The following is a 15224-nucleotide window of genomic DNA, read 5'->3' as shown; positions in this document are numbered from 1 at the left end:
GATCGACGACGACAGCCGTCTCGACCGTCACCTCGCCTGAAGACGGCCTCCAGGACCTGACACGCATCGTCTCTTCTGCCAATCCATACCGTCGCCGCGCAGGCGACACGCTTCTTTACGCTTCGTGATATGAGACGGCGATGCGCAGGAAAGTGTTCTTGGCCTCGCGAGCGGCGCCAAGGCGATCACGGCGGGTCAGTGGCACACGTGCGCGCTCGTGAAGGGTGGCGCGGAGTGCTGGGGCGCCGGGGATCGGCTCGGGAACGTCATGGGTACGGACAGCACTGTGCCGGTCGCCGTGTTCGGTCTTGTGCCCTAGCCACGTCGCCGCCCCTCGCGGTCGCGCGCCGGCCACGCACGGCGATTCCGATCCCGGAACCGCGCTTTCACGGCTCGACCCCTCACCCCGCCCGCTCGAGCTCCGCCGCCAGCCGGTCGAAGTTCTGCTCGTTGGCCGGGACGACGAACGGCTTCACCTTGGCGCAGTCCTCGGCGGTGTCGTGCCGCATGCGCCAGGTGACGCGGGTCGTGCCGCCCTTCTCGTCCAGCGTGATCGTCAGCTCGAACGGGTGGCCTCCCGACAGGTGTCGGAAGACGATGCGCTCAGGCGGCTCCACCGCGAGGAAGACGCTCTCGTTCGGATGGTCGACGCCGTCCGGCCCGTGCATGACGAACCGCCACGCGCCGCCCGGGCGAAAGTCGAACACCTCGAAGGTGCTGCGGAAGCCCTGCGGTCCCCACCAGCGCGCCAGGCGCGCCGGATCGCGGAACGCCTCGAACACGCGCTCGCGCGGAGCCGCGAACGTGCGCGCGCTCACGATCTCGCGCTCCGACGCATCGCCGCCCCGGCCTTCTCGTTCAGCGGACATGGTCTCCTCCGGCTCCGCCACGGCGTGCTCGCCACCTATCGCTTCGCGAACCGCTCGGCGATCGCGCCCAGCACGTAACCCCACCCCTCCGCGTGCATGCGGCCCAGCTCGTCGTCCGGGACGTTCGTGTGGCGCAGCGTCACCTCGGTGTCGCTGCCCCGCGCCTCGAGCGTGACGGTCACCACCGACTCGAGGCCGCGGGTCGCCTCCGACATCAAGGTGTGCTGGATGCGCTTCGCGGGCTCGAGCGCGACGAACCGGCCGTAGTGCGCCCAGGAGCGGCCGGCGTGATCGACCGAGTGGTAGAAGAGGCCGTCCACGACCGGGTTCACGATCGCGCGGGCGGTCCCGTGCCACGGGCTCCCCGGGCTCTTGTGGTCGAGCCAGGCGTCGTAGACCTGCGCCGGGGTCGCCGGGATGGTGCGCTTCACGGTCAGCTCGGTGGTCTTCGTCTCGTTCACGATCGCCTCCTCTTCTCCGCGAAGAACGCCTCCATGCGATCGAGGCGCTCGGTCCAGAACCGCTCGAAGTGCGAGGCCCACCGCACGACCTCGCGGAGCGGCGCCGGCTCGAGCTCGAGCGTGTGCTCGCGCCCGCGCCGGGTGCGGCGGACCAGCCCGGCGCGCTCGAGCACCTTGATGTGCTTCGAGACCGCGTTGAGCGACATCGCGAACGGAGCCGCCACGTCCGTCACCCGCGCCGGCCCGCGCGCCAGCTGGTCGAGGATGGCCCGCCGGGTCGGATCGGCGACCGCGGCGAAGACGATGTCGGCCCGTTCGTTCAACCTGCGGGTTGAATTATGGACGGGCGGCTCCGGCGTCAAGGGCACATGCGGGAGCGGCCGCGGCCTGCTCGCTCACGCGCCGCAGCACCAGACCCCGGCCCGCCCCGTCACGCCGCCGCCGGACGCCGGATCTCGAGCGCCTTCATGCGCGACTTGAGGGTGGAGGGGTTCACCTGGAGGAGCTCGGCGGCGCCGCCCGTGCCCGCCACCCGCCACCCGGCCCGCTCGAGCGCGGCGAGGAGATTGTTCCGCTCGAGCTCCCGCAGGTCACGCTCGGTGAGGATCAGACCCTGGAGGAGCGCCGCCGCGTCGAGCCGTGCTGCCGCCGGACGCGACGGGTGGGGGGCCGGCAGGGTCCGATCGAGGTGCAGCCGTCCGTCGGTCGAGGTGATGATCGCGCGTTCGACCACGTTCCGGAGCTCGCGCACGTTGCCCGGCCACGGATAGGCCCGGAGCGCCGCGACGTCCGCCGGGCCGGGCGCCGCGACCCTCTTCCCGAGGGCGTGCGCGAGCCGCTCCGCCAGGGCCGCCGCGAGCAGCACCACGTCGTCGCCGCGCTCGCGCAGCGGCGGCAACCGGAGCGGGAAGACGCTCAGCCGGTAGTAGAGATCCTCCCGGAACTGCCCTCGCCGGGAGGACTCCTGCAGGTCGTGGTTCGTCGCGGCGATGACGCGCACGTCCACCTTGCGCGTTCGCGTCCCGCCCACCGGCTCGAACTCGCCCTCCTGCAGGACACGCAGGAGCTTCCCCTGCAGCTCGAGCGGCAGATCGCCGATCTCGTCGAGGAAGATGGTCCCCCCGTCGGCGAGCGTGAAGCGGCCCTCGCGCCGCTGCGTGGCGCCGGTGAAGGCGCCCCGCTCGTGCCCGAAGAACTCGCTCTCCATGAGCGTGGCCGGGATCGCGGCGCAGTTCACCTTCACGAGCGGCCGTCCGCGCCGCCCGCTGCGATCGTGGATCGCCCGCGCGAAGAGCTCCTTCCCGGTGCCGGTCTCGCCGAGCAGGAGCACCGTCGCGTCGGTGGCCGCCACCTGCATGACGCCGCGGAGCGCGTTCAGCAGCGCGACGCTCCGCCCCACGATCCCCTCGAACCCGTGCTCTGCCGCGAGCTCCTCGCCCAGGTGCTCCGCCTCCGCGGTGAGCGCCCGGGGCGTCCGCTCCGCCTCCATGCGATCGGCCGGCACGCCGTCGAGCACGGACAGGCCTGACGTCGTCTCCATCGCGCTCTCCTCCGGCGCCGAGCGGCGCCGCGAGGAGATGGTGTCCGCGGACCGAGGGAAGGAACGTGTGAGAGGCCGTGGAATCGACGCGGCCCTGCGGGGGCGAGCCGCTTCGAGGCGGCGCGGCCCGGTTCGCGCGAGCGCGCGAGGCTCCCCGATCAGCGACGAGCTGCCGGGCCGAGCGCCGCGGGCTCGGTCGACAGGAACGCGCGGATCTCGGAGAGGAACCGGGCGAACGCCGGCTCGTCGTCGAGGAGCAGGTGGTTCGGGCTGGCGAGCGCCACGAAGCGGGCGCCCGGGATCCCGGCGGCCAGGATCCGCGCCTCCTCGAACGGCACCATCGCGTCCTCGGCGGCGTGCAGGATCAGCGTCGGCGCCCGCACCTCGCCGAGCAGCGCGGTGACGTCGACCTCACCGGCCGCCTCGGTGAGCCGGACCGCGTTCTCGGGCGAGGTCGACACGCGCTGCAGCTCGTTGAACCAGGCGGTCTGCGCGAGGGAGGCGTTCGGCATGAAGAGGGTGGTGAACACCTGGCGGAACGCGGGATTGTCACGCCCCCACCCCTGCCGGATGAGCGCCTGCAGGCTCGCCCTGGCCTCGCGCGCCGCCGGGTTGCGGTGCTTCCATCCGCGCGCGCTGCCGCCGTAGACGACGAGGTGGCTGACCTGCTCCGGATGCCGGGCCGCGAACGCGACGGCGACGCGAGCGCCCTGCGACACCCCGAGGAGCGCGAAGCGCTGCAGGCCCGTGGCGCCGACCACCGCCTCGAGATCGCCCACGAAGGCGTCGAGAGAGAAATCCTCGACCTCCCAGTCGGACAGCCCGTTGCCGCGCTGATCGTAGCGCACGAGCAGGAAGTCGCGAGCCAGGTCGCGGGCGAGGTGACGCCACAGCGGGCTCTTCCAGTCGTACTCGAGGTGACTCATCCAGTTGGCGGTCTTCACCAGCGGCGGCCCGTGACCGGTGGTCGCGAACGCGATCCGCACGCCGTCCGGGGCGGTGCAGAACCGGACCTGCTGGCGGACGGCGTCGAGCTCGGCGGCAGAGACCGCCGGTGGCGGCTGCGCGCCTGCGTGACGCCAGGCCTCGCGCAGCTCGCCGCGGTCGACGCCGGCCTGCTCGAGCTGCCGGCTCCCCAGGGTGTAGTGCTCCTCGGCCTCCTCCCGGCGCCCGGCGGCGACGAGGAGCCGGACGAGGGCGGCGCGGAGCGACTCGTCCTCCGGCGCGAGCCGGACCAGCTCGCGGGCCGGGCCGAGCGCCTCCTCGGGGTCCGCCGCGTGGCGGCCCACGAGCTCGCGGAGGAGCTGCAGGTGGAGCTTCCGGAACTGCTCGCGCTCCGCGACGCGCCAGGCCTGGAACTCGCCGAACTCCGGCAGCTCGACGTCGTCGAGGAAGCCCCCGCGGAACATGGCGACGAGCTCGCGCAGCGCCTCGACGGACAGTCCCCCCAGGCCTCCGGCGGTGGCCGCGCGCACCTCGAGCGCGTCGACCCTGGCGCCAGCGGCCTGGAACGCGACCTCGTGACGATCCGCCTGGATGCGCCGCGCACCCTCGTCATCGAGGGCGCGCAGCCTGCTGAGGCTCCACCGCAGCGCGCCGCGCGGATCGTCCGCGACGTCCCAGAACATCCGGCACAGCCGGTCGCGCTGGTGCGGCCGGCCGGTGACCGCCAGGTACGCGAGCAGCGCCCGGGTCTTCCGAGAATGCGGCAGCGGAACCGGTCGGCCGGCGCGAGTGGCCCTCATCGGGCCGAGAAACCGCAGGCTCGGTGGCGGTTCCATCGACTCAGGCTCCTCCCCATCACTCGGAGCCCTCGGTCCGCGGCTCATTGCGTGAACCCGACCGCCGCCGTCGCATCCACCAGCAGCACCGCGCGTTCGGCGTGGACCCGCCCCGCCGGGACCGCCCGGTCTCCCGCCCGGAGCCGCGCCACCATCGCCGCCTTCTCGCCGCCGGTGACCACCCACAGCACCCGCCGCGCCCGGTCCAGCGCGGGGTACGTGAGCGTCATGCGCCTCCAGCCCTGGTACACGCCGGTGACCGCGACGTCCGCAGCCGCGACCTCCAGCACGGGATCGCCCGGCACGAGGGAGGCGGTGTGACCGTCCGGGCCGAGGCCGAGGTGGACGAGGTCGAGCTGGGGCGGAGAGCCGGCCACGCTCCGCAGCTCCTCCGCGTAGCGCGCCGCCGCGGAGGCGAGGTCGGCGGCCTCCACCGGCATCGCGTGGACGCGGGCGAGCTGCGCCGGGCCGATGAGGCTCTCGCGGACGAGCGTGAGGTTCCGGTCCTCGTGCCCGGGCGGCGCGATCCGCTCGTCCACCTGGAACAGGTGCACGGACTCCCATGGGAGCTGCGCGGCGGCGAGCGCCCGCAACATCAGCCATGGGCTGCGCCCGCGGCTGACCGCGAACGCGAAGCGTCCGCGCGCGGCCACCGCCGCGCGAGCCTCGGCGACGATGAGCGCCGCGGCGCGGGTCGCGACGGCGGCGGCGTCGGGCAGGACCTCGACCTTCATGGCTCCTCCCCGGCCCCGCAGCGCTCGTTCCAGAGGCGGATGACGCGCTCCTCGTGCTCTTGTCCGAGCACGCTCAGGGAGGCCGTGTCGAGCGCGAGGAGCCGCCCCACGACCGCTGGGAACCCCAGGAAGCGCGCGGCGAGGATGCGCAGCACGTGGCCGTGCGCGAAGAGCGCGACGTCGCCGCCGGCGTCCGCGCAGCGGGCGATGACGCGATCGGCGCGCGCCCCCACCTCGTGGGCGGACTCGCCGGCGCGCACGCCGCCGGTCCAGATGGTCCAGCCCGGCACCTCCTCCCGGAGCTGCGCGGTGGTGCGGCCCTCGTACGTGCCGTAGTCCCACTCCAGCAGCTCCGGCTCGGGCGTGGCAGCGCCGCCGTACCCGGCCAGGCGGGCGGTCTCGCGGGCGCGCACCAGCGGGCTCGTGAGCACCCGCGCGAACTCGCGCCCGGCGAGGCGCCGGCCCAGGCGCGCGGCCTGCCGCTCGCCGCGCTCGGTGAGCGGGACGTCGGTGCGACCGGTGTGGCGGCCGGAGCGGCTCCACTCGGTCTCGCCGTGCCGGATGAGCCAGAGCTCTCCCATGGCGCTCCCCCTACTCTCTGGCCGTGAACCAGCCTCCCGGGACCATGTCTTCCGCCTCCTTCGGGCCCCAGCTCCCCGGCTCGTACACGTGGAGCGGGGTGTCGGCCTTCACGGCCGGATCGACGATGCGCCACGCCTCCTCCACGTAGTCCTGCCGCGCGAAGCGGAAGGGGTCGCCGACCAGCGCGTCGCCGAGCAGCTGCTCGTAGGGCTGCGGGTCCTTGCCCGCGACGTGCGTCACGTCCAGCTCCACCTCGCGCCCCGCGAGCCGCTCGCCCGGCGCGCGGACCATCGCGCCCAGCGCGATGACGAAGTCGGGGCTGAGCCGGAAGCGGACGTAGTTGGGCGGGAAGGCGATCCCCTCCACGATCGTGGGCGGCTGGCGGAGCCGGACGACGACCTCGGTCCGCGTGACCGGGAGCTTCTTGCCGGCGCGGATGTAGAAGGGGACGCCCTGCCAGCGCCAGCTGTTCACGTGCAGGTGCAGCGCCACGAACGTCTCGGTCGTCGAGCCGGGCGCCACGCCGGGCTCGTCCAGGTAGCCGCGGAACTGGCCGCGCACGACGTCCTGCGGCTCGACGGGCGGCATGCCCTTCAGCACCTTCACCTTCTCGTCGCGCGCCGTCTCGGGATCCGCGCTGCGCGGGAACGGCTCCATCGCGACGTTGGAGACGACCTGGAGCAGGTGGTTCTGGACCACGTCGCGGATGGTCCCCGCCCCGTCGTAGAACGCGCCGCGCCCCTCGACGCCGAAGTCCTCCGCCATCGTGATCTGGACGCTCTCGACGTAGTTGCGGTTCCAGATCGGCTCGAGGAACGTGTTGGCGAACCGGAAGAAGACGAGGTTCTGGACGGTGCCCTTCGCGAGGTAGTGGTCGATGCGGAAGACGTCCTTCTCCGCGAACACCTTGTGCAGCGTGGCGTTCAGCTCCTTCGCCGAGGCGAGGTCGTTCCCGAACGGCTTCTCGATCACGAGCCGCGCGCCCTGGAGGCAGCCGGACCTGGCGAGCTGCTCGGTCACGAGCCCGAACAGCCCCTGCGGGATGGCGAGGTAGTGCACCGCCCGGTGGGAGTCGCCCAGCGTCCGGCGCAGCGCCCGGAAGGTGTCGGGATCCTCGTACTCACCGTGGACGTAGCGCAGCAGCTCGGCCATGCGCGCGAAGGCCTGCGCGTCGAGGCCGCCGTGCCGCTCCACGCTCTCCTTCGCGTGCGCTCTGAGCTGCTCGAGGGTCCAGCCACGCCTCGCGACGCCGACGATCGGCACGTCCAGGACCCCGCTGCGGATCATCGCCTGCAGGGCGGGGAAGATCTTCTTGTACGCGAGGTCACCGGTCGCTCCGTAGAGGACGAGCCCGTCCGCGGTGCGCGCGCTCATGGCTTCTTCTCCACGTGGCCGCCGAAGGCGTGGCGCATGGCGGAGAGCACCTTGTCGGCGAAGTCGCCCTCGCCGCGCGACGAGAAGCGCTGGTAGAGGGCGGCGGTCAGCACGGGGGACGGCACGCCCTCGTCGATCGCGGCGTGGATGGTCCAGCGCCCCTCGCCGGAGTCGGCCACGCGGCCCGCGTAGCCCTCCAGCGCGGGGTCCTGGAGGAGCGCGCCCGCCGTGAGGTCGAGGAGCCACGAGCCGATCACGCTCCCCCGCCGCCACAGCTCCGTCACCTCGGCCAGGTCGAACTCGTACTGGTAGCTCTCCGGGTCGCGGAGCGGCGTGGTCTCCGCGTCCACCTCGTGGCGCCGCCTCCCCACCGAGGCGCCGCGCAGGATGTTGAGCCCCTCCGCGTACGCCGCCATGAGCCCGTACTCGATGCCGTTGTGCACCATCTTCACGAAGTGCCCCGCGCCGCTCGGCCCGCAGTGCAGGTAGCCGTGCTCGGCGGTCCCGCTCCGCCCCTCGCGCCCGGGCGTCCGTGGCGCCGACGCGACCTCGGGGGCCAGCGCCGCGAACACGGGATCGAGGTGCCGCACCACCTCCTCCTCGCCGCCGATCATCTGGCAGTAGCCGCGGTCCGCCCCCCACACTCCGCCGCTCGTGCCCACGTCCACGTAGTGGATCCCCTCCGGCGCGAGCTCGCGCGCGCGGCGGAGGTCGTCGACGTAGTACGAGTTCCCGCCGTCGACGAGGATGTCGCCGCGCTCGAGGTGCGGGACCAGCTCGGCGATGGTCCGGTCGACGACCGCCGCGGGGACCATGATCCAGACGGCGCGGGGCTTCCGCAGCGCGCGCGCCAGCTCCTGCAGCGAGCCGGCGCCGACCGCCTTCTCGCGCGCCAGCGCCTCGACGGCCGCGGGCGACGTGTCGAACACCACGCACTCGTGCCCCGCCCTGAGGAGCCGGCGCGCCATGTTGGCGCCCATCCTGCCGAGGCCGATCATTCCGAGCTGCATCACGCGCTCCTCCCACGGACGTGGCGGCTCGCGGCCGAAGGCTCACGAGGGCGCCCGCAGCCTCCGTAGCGGGGAACGTGCCGTCGCGCCGCGCCGCCGCGGGCCGCTCCTCCGCCCGCCCGGCGGGCAGGCCCCGGCGTTCCGCGCGGGACGCGCCCGCGCCGGGGTCTCGCTAGAGACCGTTCCATGAGCCCCTCGAGCGACGGCCCGACGCCTCCCGAGTCGCAGCCCCGCGCCGACGCCGTCCGCGCGACGCCCGCGGTTCAGCTCGTGGTGATGGGGGTCTCCGGCTCGGGCAAGAGCTCGGTCGCGGAGCGGCTCGCGCAGCGGCTCGGCTGCGAGCTGGCCGAGGGCGACACCTTCCACTCCGCCGCGAACCTCGCGAAGATGAGGGCCGGCGTCCCGCTCGACGATCGCGACCGCGGGCCCTGGCTGCGCGACCTCGCGGCGTGGATCCAGGAGCGGGACCGCGCCGGCCGCTGCGCGGTCGTCACCTGCTCCGCGCTGAAGCGCGCCTATCGCGACGTCCTTCGCGCCGCCTCGGCCCACCTCGCGTTCGTCCACCTCGCCGGCACGCCCGAGCTCCTCGCGAAGCGCGTTCACGCGCGCACCGGGCACTTCATGCCGGAGCGTCTGCTCGCGTCGCAGCTCGCTGCCCTCGAGCCCCTCGGCGCGGACGAGCGCGGCGTCACGATCGACGTGACCGCCCCGCTGGAGGAGGTCGTCGCCGCGGCGCTGGCCGCGCTGAAGCTGGACCCCGCGGCGACCGCGACCTCGCCGTGACGCCCCGGCGTCACGCCTGCTCGAGGGTGTCCTGCGCCACGGGGACCGGCTGCGGCGCGGCGGCCGCGCGCGCCGGCGCTCCGGTCGCGAGCCACGAGCCGGCGAGGATCAACACGAACCCGGTGACGGTGCCCACCGTGAGCGGCTCGCCGAGCACCGCGACGCCGGCCGCCACGGCGACCGCCGGGTTCACGTAGGCGACCACGGTGGCCCGCACCGGGCCGACCTCGGCGATGAGCCGGAAGAAGAGCACGAACGCGAGCGCCGTGCAGACCACGCCGAGCACGGCCACCGCCACGAGCACCTCCGCCGAGGGGAGCTGGGCGGGGAGCTGGGCGAGGCCGAACGGCGCGTATCCCAGCGCGCCGAGCGCGAGCGAGACCGTGACCACCTCGAGCGTGGGCACGCCGGTGAGGCGCCGAGCCACGACCATCGGCCCGACCGCGTAGCCGAGCACGACGAGCACCATCTCGGCCACCGCCCGCAGCTCTCCTCCCCGCACGTCGAGCCCGAGCAGCGCGACCACGCCGGCGAGGCCCACCCATAGCCCGGCGAGACGGCGGCCTCCGAGCGGCTCCGGGACGCCGCTCAGCCGCGCGATCACCACGCCGACGAGCGGCACGGACGCGACGAGGAGCCCCGCGAGCGAGCTCGACAGCCGCCGCTCGGCGTCGGAGAGCAGGAGCCAGGGGATGGCGAGCTCGGCCACCGTGAACAGCACGATGGGGCGCCAGCGCGGCAGGAGGGCGCGCAGGTTGCCGCCGGAGCGGAGCACGAAGGGCAGGAGCACGGCCGCGCCGATGGCGGTGCGCAGGAAGACGAGGCTCGCCGGGGTGAGCTCGCGGACCGCCACCTTGATGAGCAGGTACGGGATCCCCCAGATCACGCACAGCGCCAGGAACAACAGCCAGCCTCGTCGCGTCACCCTGCCCTCCTTGCGTCCGGATGGCCGGTAGCTCTAGCGGGTCAGGGGGCGCGGCGCTCGCGCAAAGATGCACCGGGTGCGCGCACCGATGCACGTGCTCCTCCGCGACGCGCACCCCGCGCGCGGGGAGACCGCTCCGGCGCAGGCCGTGCGCGGCCTCAGCCGGCCCGGCCCGGGGGCGGCGGCGGCGTGGGCGCGCCGTGGACCGCCTCGTCGACGTGCGCCGCCCTCGTCATCGCCACGGCGGCCGATACGCCGGCGATACCGAGCAGGATCACCAGGCTCGTCACGCCGACGTCGAGGAGGAGCGCCCCGACCAGCGCGGCGGTGAAGAGCGCCCACCCGCCCATCAGCAGCCCGAGCCTGGCGACGTCGCGGGTGAGGAGCGCGTCGGAGGGTCGACGCCGCCGGATCTGGATGATCCCGTCGGACCGCTTGCGGGCTACGCGGGGGCGCATGAATCGAGGCCTAGCACACGGCGCACCAATGGGAACTCTTTCGCGAGGCGGCGCCCCGAAGGTGGCGGCGGCCGCGCGGGTACCCGCCCCGGCGGCCTCTTCCCGGCATCGCGCGACGAAGCCACCCAAAGGCGCGCGGGCCGAGGCGAAGCCCCGGAGCTAAGTGACTCTGCGCTCGGTCCGGGGCGCCCCCGAGGAGGACCGCCGCATGAAGACCTCGCTGGCAGGCACGGTCGCCTTGGTGGCCGGGGCGACCCGAGGCGCCGGACGCGGGATCGCCGTCCAGCTCGGCGCGGCCGGAGCGACCGTCTACGTCACCGGGCGGACGACCCGCTCCCGGCGCTCGGAGATGAACCGGCCGGAGACCATCGAGGAGACCGCGGCGCTCGTGGACGGGGCCGGGGGTCACGGGATCGCCGTCGAGGTGGACCACCTCGTGCCGGCCGAGGTGCGCGCGCTCGTCGCTCGCATCGAGGAGGAGCAAGGCGCCCTGCACGTGCTCGTGAACGACATCTTTGGCGCCACCAGGATGGAGTGGGGCAAGACTGCCTGGGAATCGTCGCTGGACTACGGGCTGCACACGCTGCGCCTGGCCGTGGACACGCACGCCATCACCAGCCACTTCGCGATCCCCCTGCTGCTGAAGACGCCTGGCGGCCTCGTCGTCGAGGTCACCGACGGCACGGCCGAGTACAACGCGACGAACTACCGGGTCTCCTTCTTCTACGATCTCGCCAAGGCGGCGAACCTCCGCATGGCGTTCGCGCTCGCGCACGAGCTGGCGCCCCACGGTGCGACGGCGGTCTCGCTGACTCCGGGGTGGTTGCGATCGGAGGTCATGCTCGAGGCGTACGGCGTCACGGAGGCGAACTGGCGCGACGCGACCAGGACGACGCCCCACTTCGCCATCTCCGAGAGCCCCGCCTACGTCGGCAGGGCCGTCGCCGCGCTCGCCCGCGACCCCGACGTGTCGCGCTGGAACGGTCAGTCGCTGTCCAGCGGCCAGCTGGCGAAGGTCTACGGCTTCACCGATCTCGACGGCAGCCAGCCCGACGCGTGGCGGTACCTCGTCGAGGTCCAGGACGCCGGCAAGCCCGCGGACGTGAGCGGGTATCGCTGAGCTCCCGGGCGCACGGCTCGCGGTCGCGCGCACGACCACCCTCCGGCCGTGCCCGGCGCGTGGACGCAGCCTCCCGGTCGTGCTCGACTTCCAAGATGCCCGCCGGGTGGATCGCCTTCGTGTGCGTCTCGGCGCTGCTCGCCCTGCACCTCGTCGCGGACCGGCGCGGAGCGCCGCTCGCACGTGCCGTGGGGAAGCTCGGCGCCTCCGCGACGTTCGTGGCGCTCGCGCTCGCCCTCGGAGTCGAGGGCGCCTTCGAGCGGGGGATCCTCGCGGGCCTGGTCCTGTCCGTCGTGGGCGACGCGCTCCTCCTCTCCGGGCGGCGGGTCCCGTTCCTGGGCGGGCTCGTCGCGTTCCTGCTGGCGCACGTCGCGTACGCGATCGCCTTCGCCCGCGTGACGCACCCCTCGCCTGCGCTCGCGCTCCTCGTCCTCGCCGCGACGGGCGCGGCGCTCCGCTGGCTCTGGAGAGGCCTCGGCGACATGCGGGTCCCGGTCGTCGCGTACTGCGCCGTGATCAGCGTGATGCTGTGGCTCGCGCTCGGGGTCGCTCGGCTTGAGGTCCGGGCCGGGGCGCTGCTCTTCTACGCCTCGGACCTGCTCGTCGCGCGAGACCGGTTCGTGCGGCCGGGCCTGGCCAACCGGCTGATCGGGCTTCCGATCTATTACGCCGGGCAGCTGCTCCTCGCCCTCGCCGTCGGTTAGCCCGCTCCGGCGCCGCAGGGCCACCATCACGGGGACGTCCTCGCTTTCCGTGCGTTCGCGCCCCCGGTCAATTCACTTGTAGTGTCTACCCAGCTCCGAGGCCCAGGCGACCCCGAGCTCGTCCGCGTGGGCGGCGAGCCAGTCCGAGAAGCGCGTCCCGGCGGTGGGCCTTCCGTGCGAGACGAGGAGGTTCCCGGTCAGCCCCAGGACCTCGTCTCGGGTGAGCACCACGTCGCCGAGCGGAGCGCCGAGCGCGCGCGCGGCGCCGAGGAGCAGCCAGCGCGGGACCCGTACGATGGCGGCCCGCGAGCGGACGGCCCTCCGGACGAGCCCCACGAGCTCGTCGAAGGCGAACGCCTCGGGCCCGACCGCGTCGAGGACCACGTCGGCGCCGCGCTCCGCGTGCTCCACGGCGAGGCGGGCCAGGTCCTCCACGTGCACCGGCTGGATGCCGTAGGTACCGGACGCCACGCCGAACAGCGGCAGCCGCCGCAGCAGCCAGGCGATGTTGTTGATGAGGACGTCCCGGCCGCCGAAGAACACCGCGGGGCGGAGGATCGCGTGGGAGAGCCCCGATTCGCCGAGCGCGCGCTCGACCTCGGCCTTCCCGCGGAAGTAGGGCAGCGGCGAGTCCGGCGCGGGGTTGGTGATGGACACGTGGACGACGCGCTCCACGCCCGCCTCGGCCGCGGCCCGGAAGAGGGCGCGGCTGTTCTCGACCGCCCGCGCGAACGTCGAGGCCCCGTGATCGAAGCGGACCCAGTACGTGTTGTAGAGCACCCGCACGCCCGCGAGCGCGTCGCGCAGCCGGGACGGATCGTCGAAGCGGAAGCGCGTCACCTCGACCCTTCCGCCGAACGGGTCCGGTCGCTCCGGGTGACCGGTGAGCGTCCTCACGCGCTCGCCGCGCGCGAGGAGCAGCCGCGCGATCTCCTGTCCGCTGTAGCCGAAGGCTCCGGTGATCGCGTGGACGTGCGGGCGGCTCATGCGTCTCCCTCCTCGTGACATCTGCCAGCGTTCAGAATTTTGCGAACACTTACGACGCGACGACACCTCCATCTGCCGATGCGACTCCGCGCTATCCCTTCCCGTTCTGCTTTCGGCCGAACGGCATGCCGGCGATGAACGCCAGCGCCGACCGGGACGATTGCGGATCCTGGAGGAACCGGTTCACGACGCCCTCGACCGTGGTGAGCAGGTCCGCCATCTGCTCGAGCCGCCCGCGCACGGCGCCCGTCGCCCCAGGGGCGTCGACGAGGGCGTGGATGGCCTCGAGGGCAGGATCGAACTCGCGGCGCTTCCGCTCCTTCAGGATGCGGAAGAACATGAGCCACACGTCGGGCTCGGTGACGTAGAAGTCCCTGCGATCGCCCGCCACCTCGACCTGCCGCACGACGCCGAACGTCCGCAGCTCGCGCAGCGACATCGAGGCGTTGCCCTTCGAGATCCGGAGCCGCCCCGCGATCTCCTCCAGCGGCAGCGGCTCCTCGGTGGCCATGAGGAGCGCGTGCACGCGCGCCACGGACCGGTTGATGCCCCAGAGCGACCCCATCGCGCCCCAGGCCTCGACGAAGCGCTGCACGGTTTCGGGAGCGGTCGTGGCCATCGTTGCGTTCAGATTATTCTGAACGCTCGACGCCGTCAACACCGCCCAGGGTCGGACCCGATCGGCGCGAAGGCTTTCGCGCCGGCGAGCGGACGCCGAGTTGCGGAGGGGCGTCGTATCCGGGAGAGTCACGGCGCCGACTCCGCGAGGGAGTCGCCCGGAGGATCGGAGATGTTCGCCCGCAGGTACGCTTGGTACGGCGCCGCATTCGGCGCCTGCTTCCCCGTCATCGCCACCGTCCTGGAGGCGGCCTCGCGGCACGGCGGCGTCGGCCCCGCGGCGCTCGCCGCGGCGCTGCGGTCGCCGCTCCTCTGGATCGTCGCCCTGGCGCCGCTCGTCCTCGCGCTGCTCGCGCGCGTGGCGGGCGTTCGACAGGACCGGGCCGTCGCGATCGACGCCGCGCGGCGCGAGGCGTACGTCCGGGCCGCCGGCGAGCTCGCCGGGGCGGCGCGATCCCTGGCCGAGGAGGCGACGCGGATCCGCGGCGGCGCCGCCGAGCAGGCCGCCGGGGCGGCGCAGCAAGCGAGCGCGATCGCGCAGACCTCCACGTCCGCGGCGGAGATCGCCCAGATGGCGGTGCGCTCGGCGGAGCGCGCCGAGGGCGTGATCGCCGTGACGGACCGCTCCGGCGATCTCTCCACGGAGGGGCAGCGCGCCGTGGAGCGGGTCGTGAGCGGGATCGAGGACCTCGCCGCCGCGGTCGAATCGATCGCGCAGGCCACCGCGGAGCTCGCGGCCGATGCGCGGCGCATCGGCGACATCGTCGAGACCGTGAAGGACGTCGCCGAGCAGTCGAACGTCCTCGCCGTGAACGCCGCGCTCGAGGCGGCGCGGGCCGGCGAGCACGGCCGCGGGTTCGGGACCGTGGCCGTCGAGGTGCGTTCCCTCGCGGAGCAGTCCCGCGGCGCCGCCGTCGAGGTGGCGCGGATCGTCGGCGGGGTGCTCGCCCGGGTGGAGCGGACCGCGAGCGCGGCGAGCGAGGGGCGCTCGCGCGCCGACGGGGTCATCGCGCTCGCCCGGAGCACCGCGACGGCGATCGACAGCCTGGGGGGCCTCGTGCGCGACTCGGCCACGGAGGCGCGGGAGATCGCGCTGGCCGCGCGGCAGCAGACGCTCGGCATCGACGAGATCGTCGCCGCCATGGGCCAGATCTCCGCCGCGACCTCGGCGGCGGTGAGCAGCGCGGCGGGGATCGAGCAGGCGGCGAAGGCGCTCGCGGAGATGTCACACTCGCTCGGCGCGACGGTCGAGCGCTACCGGGCCGCCGCCGAGTAGGC

At 73.8% G+C, this 15224-nt stretch carries 17 protein-coding genes; 4 read left to right on the top strand and 13 right to left on the bottom strand.

All coding sequences use genetic code 11. The features are described from left to right. Window positions 1–401: 401 nt before the first annotated feature. The 9 genes from ANAE109_RS03090 to gnd all read right to left on the bottom strand — a co-directional run bounded on the left by ANAE109_RS03090 (window position 402) and on the right by gnd (window position 8351). The gene (locus tag ANAE109_RS03090) at window positions 402–869 is read right to left on the bottom strand and encodes an SRPBCC family protein (RefSeq protein WP_011984924.1); all 468 of its coding nucleotides are present in this window, start codon (window positions 867–869) and stop codon (window positions 402–404) included. A gap of 35 nt (window positions 870–904) precedes the next feature. Next, the gene (locus ANAE109_RS03085) at window positions 905–1330 is read right to left on the bottom strand and encodes an SRPBCC domain-containing protein (protein ID WP_011984923.1); all 426 of its coding nucleotides are present in this window, start codon (window positions 1328–1330) and stop codon (window positions 905–907) included. Beyond that, a complete protein-coding gene (locus ANAE109_RS03080) occupies window positions 1327–1653 on the bottom strand; it encodes a helix-turn-helix transcriptional regulator (protein ID WP_041448089.1) in 327 nt (108 codons plus the stop codon). The genes ANAE109_RS03085 and ANAE109_RS03080 overlap by 4 nt, the downstream gene beginning before the upstream one ends. A gap of 107 nt (window positions 1654–1760) precedes the next feature. Further along, the gene (locus tag ANAE109_RS03075; RefSeq protein WP_011984921.1) at window positions 1761–2870 is read right to left on the bottom strand and encodes a sigma-54-dependent Fis family transcriptional regulator; all 1110 of its coding nucleotides are present in this window, start codon (window positions 2868–2870) and stop codon (window positions 1761–1763) included. A 158-nt stretch (window positions 2871–3028) separates the two neighbouring features. Next, window positions 3029–4615 (bottom strand): alpha/beta fold hydrolase, encoded by a 1587-nt coding sequence (locus ANAE109_RS03070; RefSeq protein ID WP_049768509.1) that lies wholly within the window; start codon window positions 4613–4615, stop codon window positions 3029–3031. A gap of 80 nt (window positions 4616–4695) precedes the next feature. Next, window positions 4696–5385, bottom strand: coding sequence for a 6-phosphogluconolactonase (pgl, locus tag ANAE109_RS03065; protein WP_011984919.1), 690 nt, complete (start codon window positions 5383–5385; stop codon window positions 4696–4698). Continuing rightward, on the bottom strand, window positions 5382–5966 hold the full coding sequence (locus ANAE109_RS03060) for a histidine phosphatase family protein (protein WP_011984918.1): 585 nt from the start codon (window positions 5964–5966) through the stop codon (window positions 5382–5384). Before ANAE109_RS03060 ends, pgl begins: the two co-directional genes overlap by 4 nt. Before the next feature lie 10 nt (window positions 5967–5976). Further along, on the bottom strand, window positions 5977–7341 hold the full coding sequence (zwf, locus tag ANAE109_RS03055) for a glucose-6-phosphate dehydrogenase (protein WP_011984917.1): 1365 nt from the start codon (window positions 7339–7341) through the stop codon (window positions 5977–5979). Beyond that, window positions 7338–8351: a phosphogluconate dehydrogenase (NAD(+)-dependent, decarboxylating) gene (gnd, locus tag ANAE109_RS03050; protein ID WP_011984916.1), complete on the bottom strand. Its 1014-nt coding sequence runs from the start codon at window positions 8349–8351 to the stop codon at window positions 7338–7340. Before gnd ends, zwf begins: the two co-directional genes overlap by 4 nt. A gap of 186 nt (window positions 8352–8537) precedes the next feature. On the opposite strand from gnd, the gene ANAE109_RS03045 reads away from it, so the two are divergent. Next, a complete protein-coding gene (locus ANAE109_RS03045; RefSeq protein WP_011984915.1) occupies window positions 8538–9134 on the top strand; it encodes a gluconokinase in 597 nt (198 codons plus the stop codon). Window positions 9135–9144: 10 nt separating this feature from the next. On the opposite strand, the gene ANAE109_RS03040 is transcribed toward ANAE109_RS03045, so the two are convergent. Together ANAE109_RS03040 and ANAE109_RS03035 are read right to left on the bottom strand one after the other, a co-directional pair. Next, on the bottom strand, window positions 9145–10059 hold the full coding sequence (locus tag ANAE109_RS03040) for a DMT family transporter (RefSeq protein WP_011984914.1): 915 nt from the start codon (window positions 10057–10059) through the stop codon (window positions 9145–9147). A 158-nt stretch (window positions 10060–10217) separates the two neighbouring features. Next, entirely contained in the window at window positions 10218–10517 is a 300-nt protein-coding gene (locus ANAE109_RS03035) for a hypothetical protein (RefSeq protein ID WP_011984913.1), read from the bottom strand. 208 nt (window positions 10518–10725) lie between these two features. Between ANAE109_RS03035 and ANAE109_RS03030 the strand changes: the two genes are divergently transcribed. Together ANAE109_RS03030 and ANAE109_RS03025 are read left to right on the top strand one after the other, a co-directional pair. Next, on the top strand, window positions 10726–11637 hold the full coding sequence (locus tag ANAE109_RS03030; RefSeq protein ID WP_011984912.1) for an SDR family oxidoreductase: 912 nt from the start codon (window positions 10726–10728) through the stop codon (window positions 11635–11637). A gap of 95 nt (window positions 11638–11732) precedes the next feature. Further along, entirely contained in the window at window positions 11733–12341 is a 609-nt protein-coding gene (locus ANAE109_RS03025) for a lysoplasmalogenase (RefSeq protein ID WP_011984911.1), read from the top strand. A gap of 72 nt (window positions 12342–12413) precedes the next feature. Here ANAE109_RS03025 and ANAE109_RS03020 read toward each other — a convergent pair whose 3' ends face one another. Further along, entirely contained in the window at window positions 12414–13328 is a 915-nt protein-coding gene (locus tag ANAE109_RS03020) for an SDR family oxidoreductase (RefSeq protein WP_011984910.1), read from the bottom strand. Between the two features lie 91 nt (window positions 13329–13419). Then, window positions 13420–13947: a GbsR/MarR family transcriptional regulator gene (locus ANAE109_RS25200; RefSeq protein ID WP_011984909.1), complete on the bottom strand. Its 528-nt coding sequence runs from the start codon at window positions 13945–13947 to the stop codon at window positions 13420–13422. Between the two features lie 171 nt (window positions 13948–14118). On the opposite strand from ANAE109_RS25200, the gene ANAE109_RS25195 reads away from it, so the two are divergent. Next, the gene (locus ANAE109_RS25195; protein WP_011984908.1) at window positions 14119–15222 is read left to right on the top strand and encodes a methyl-accepting chemotaxis protein; all 1104 of its coding nucleotides are present in this window, start codon (window positions 14119–14121) and stop codon (window positions 15220–15222) included. Window positions 15223–15224 lie beyond the last annotated feature (2 nt).

This window comes from Anaeromyxobacter sp. Fw109-5 (genome assembly GCF_000017505.1).
GTDB lineage: Bacteria > Myxococcota > Myxococcia > Myxococcales > Anaeromyxobacteraceae > Anaeromyxobacter.
This window is presented reverse-complemented; position numbering and strand designations above follow the sequence as displayed.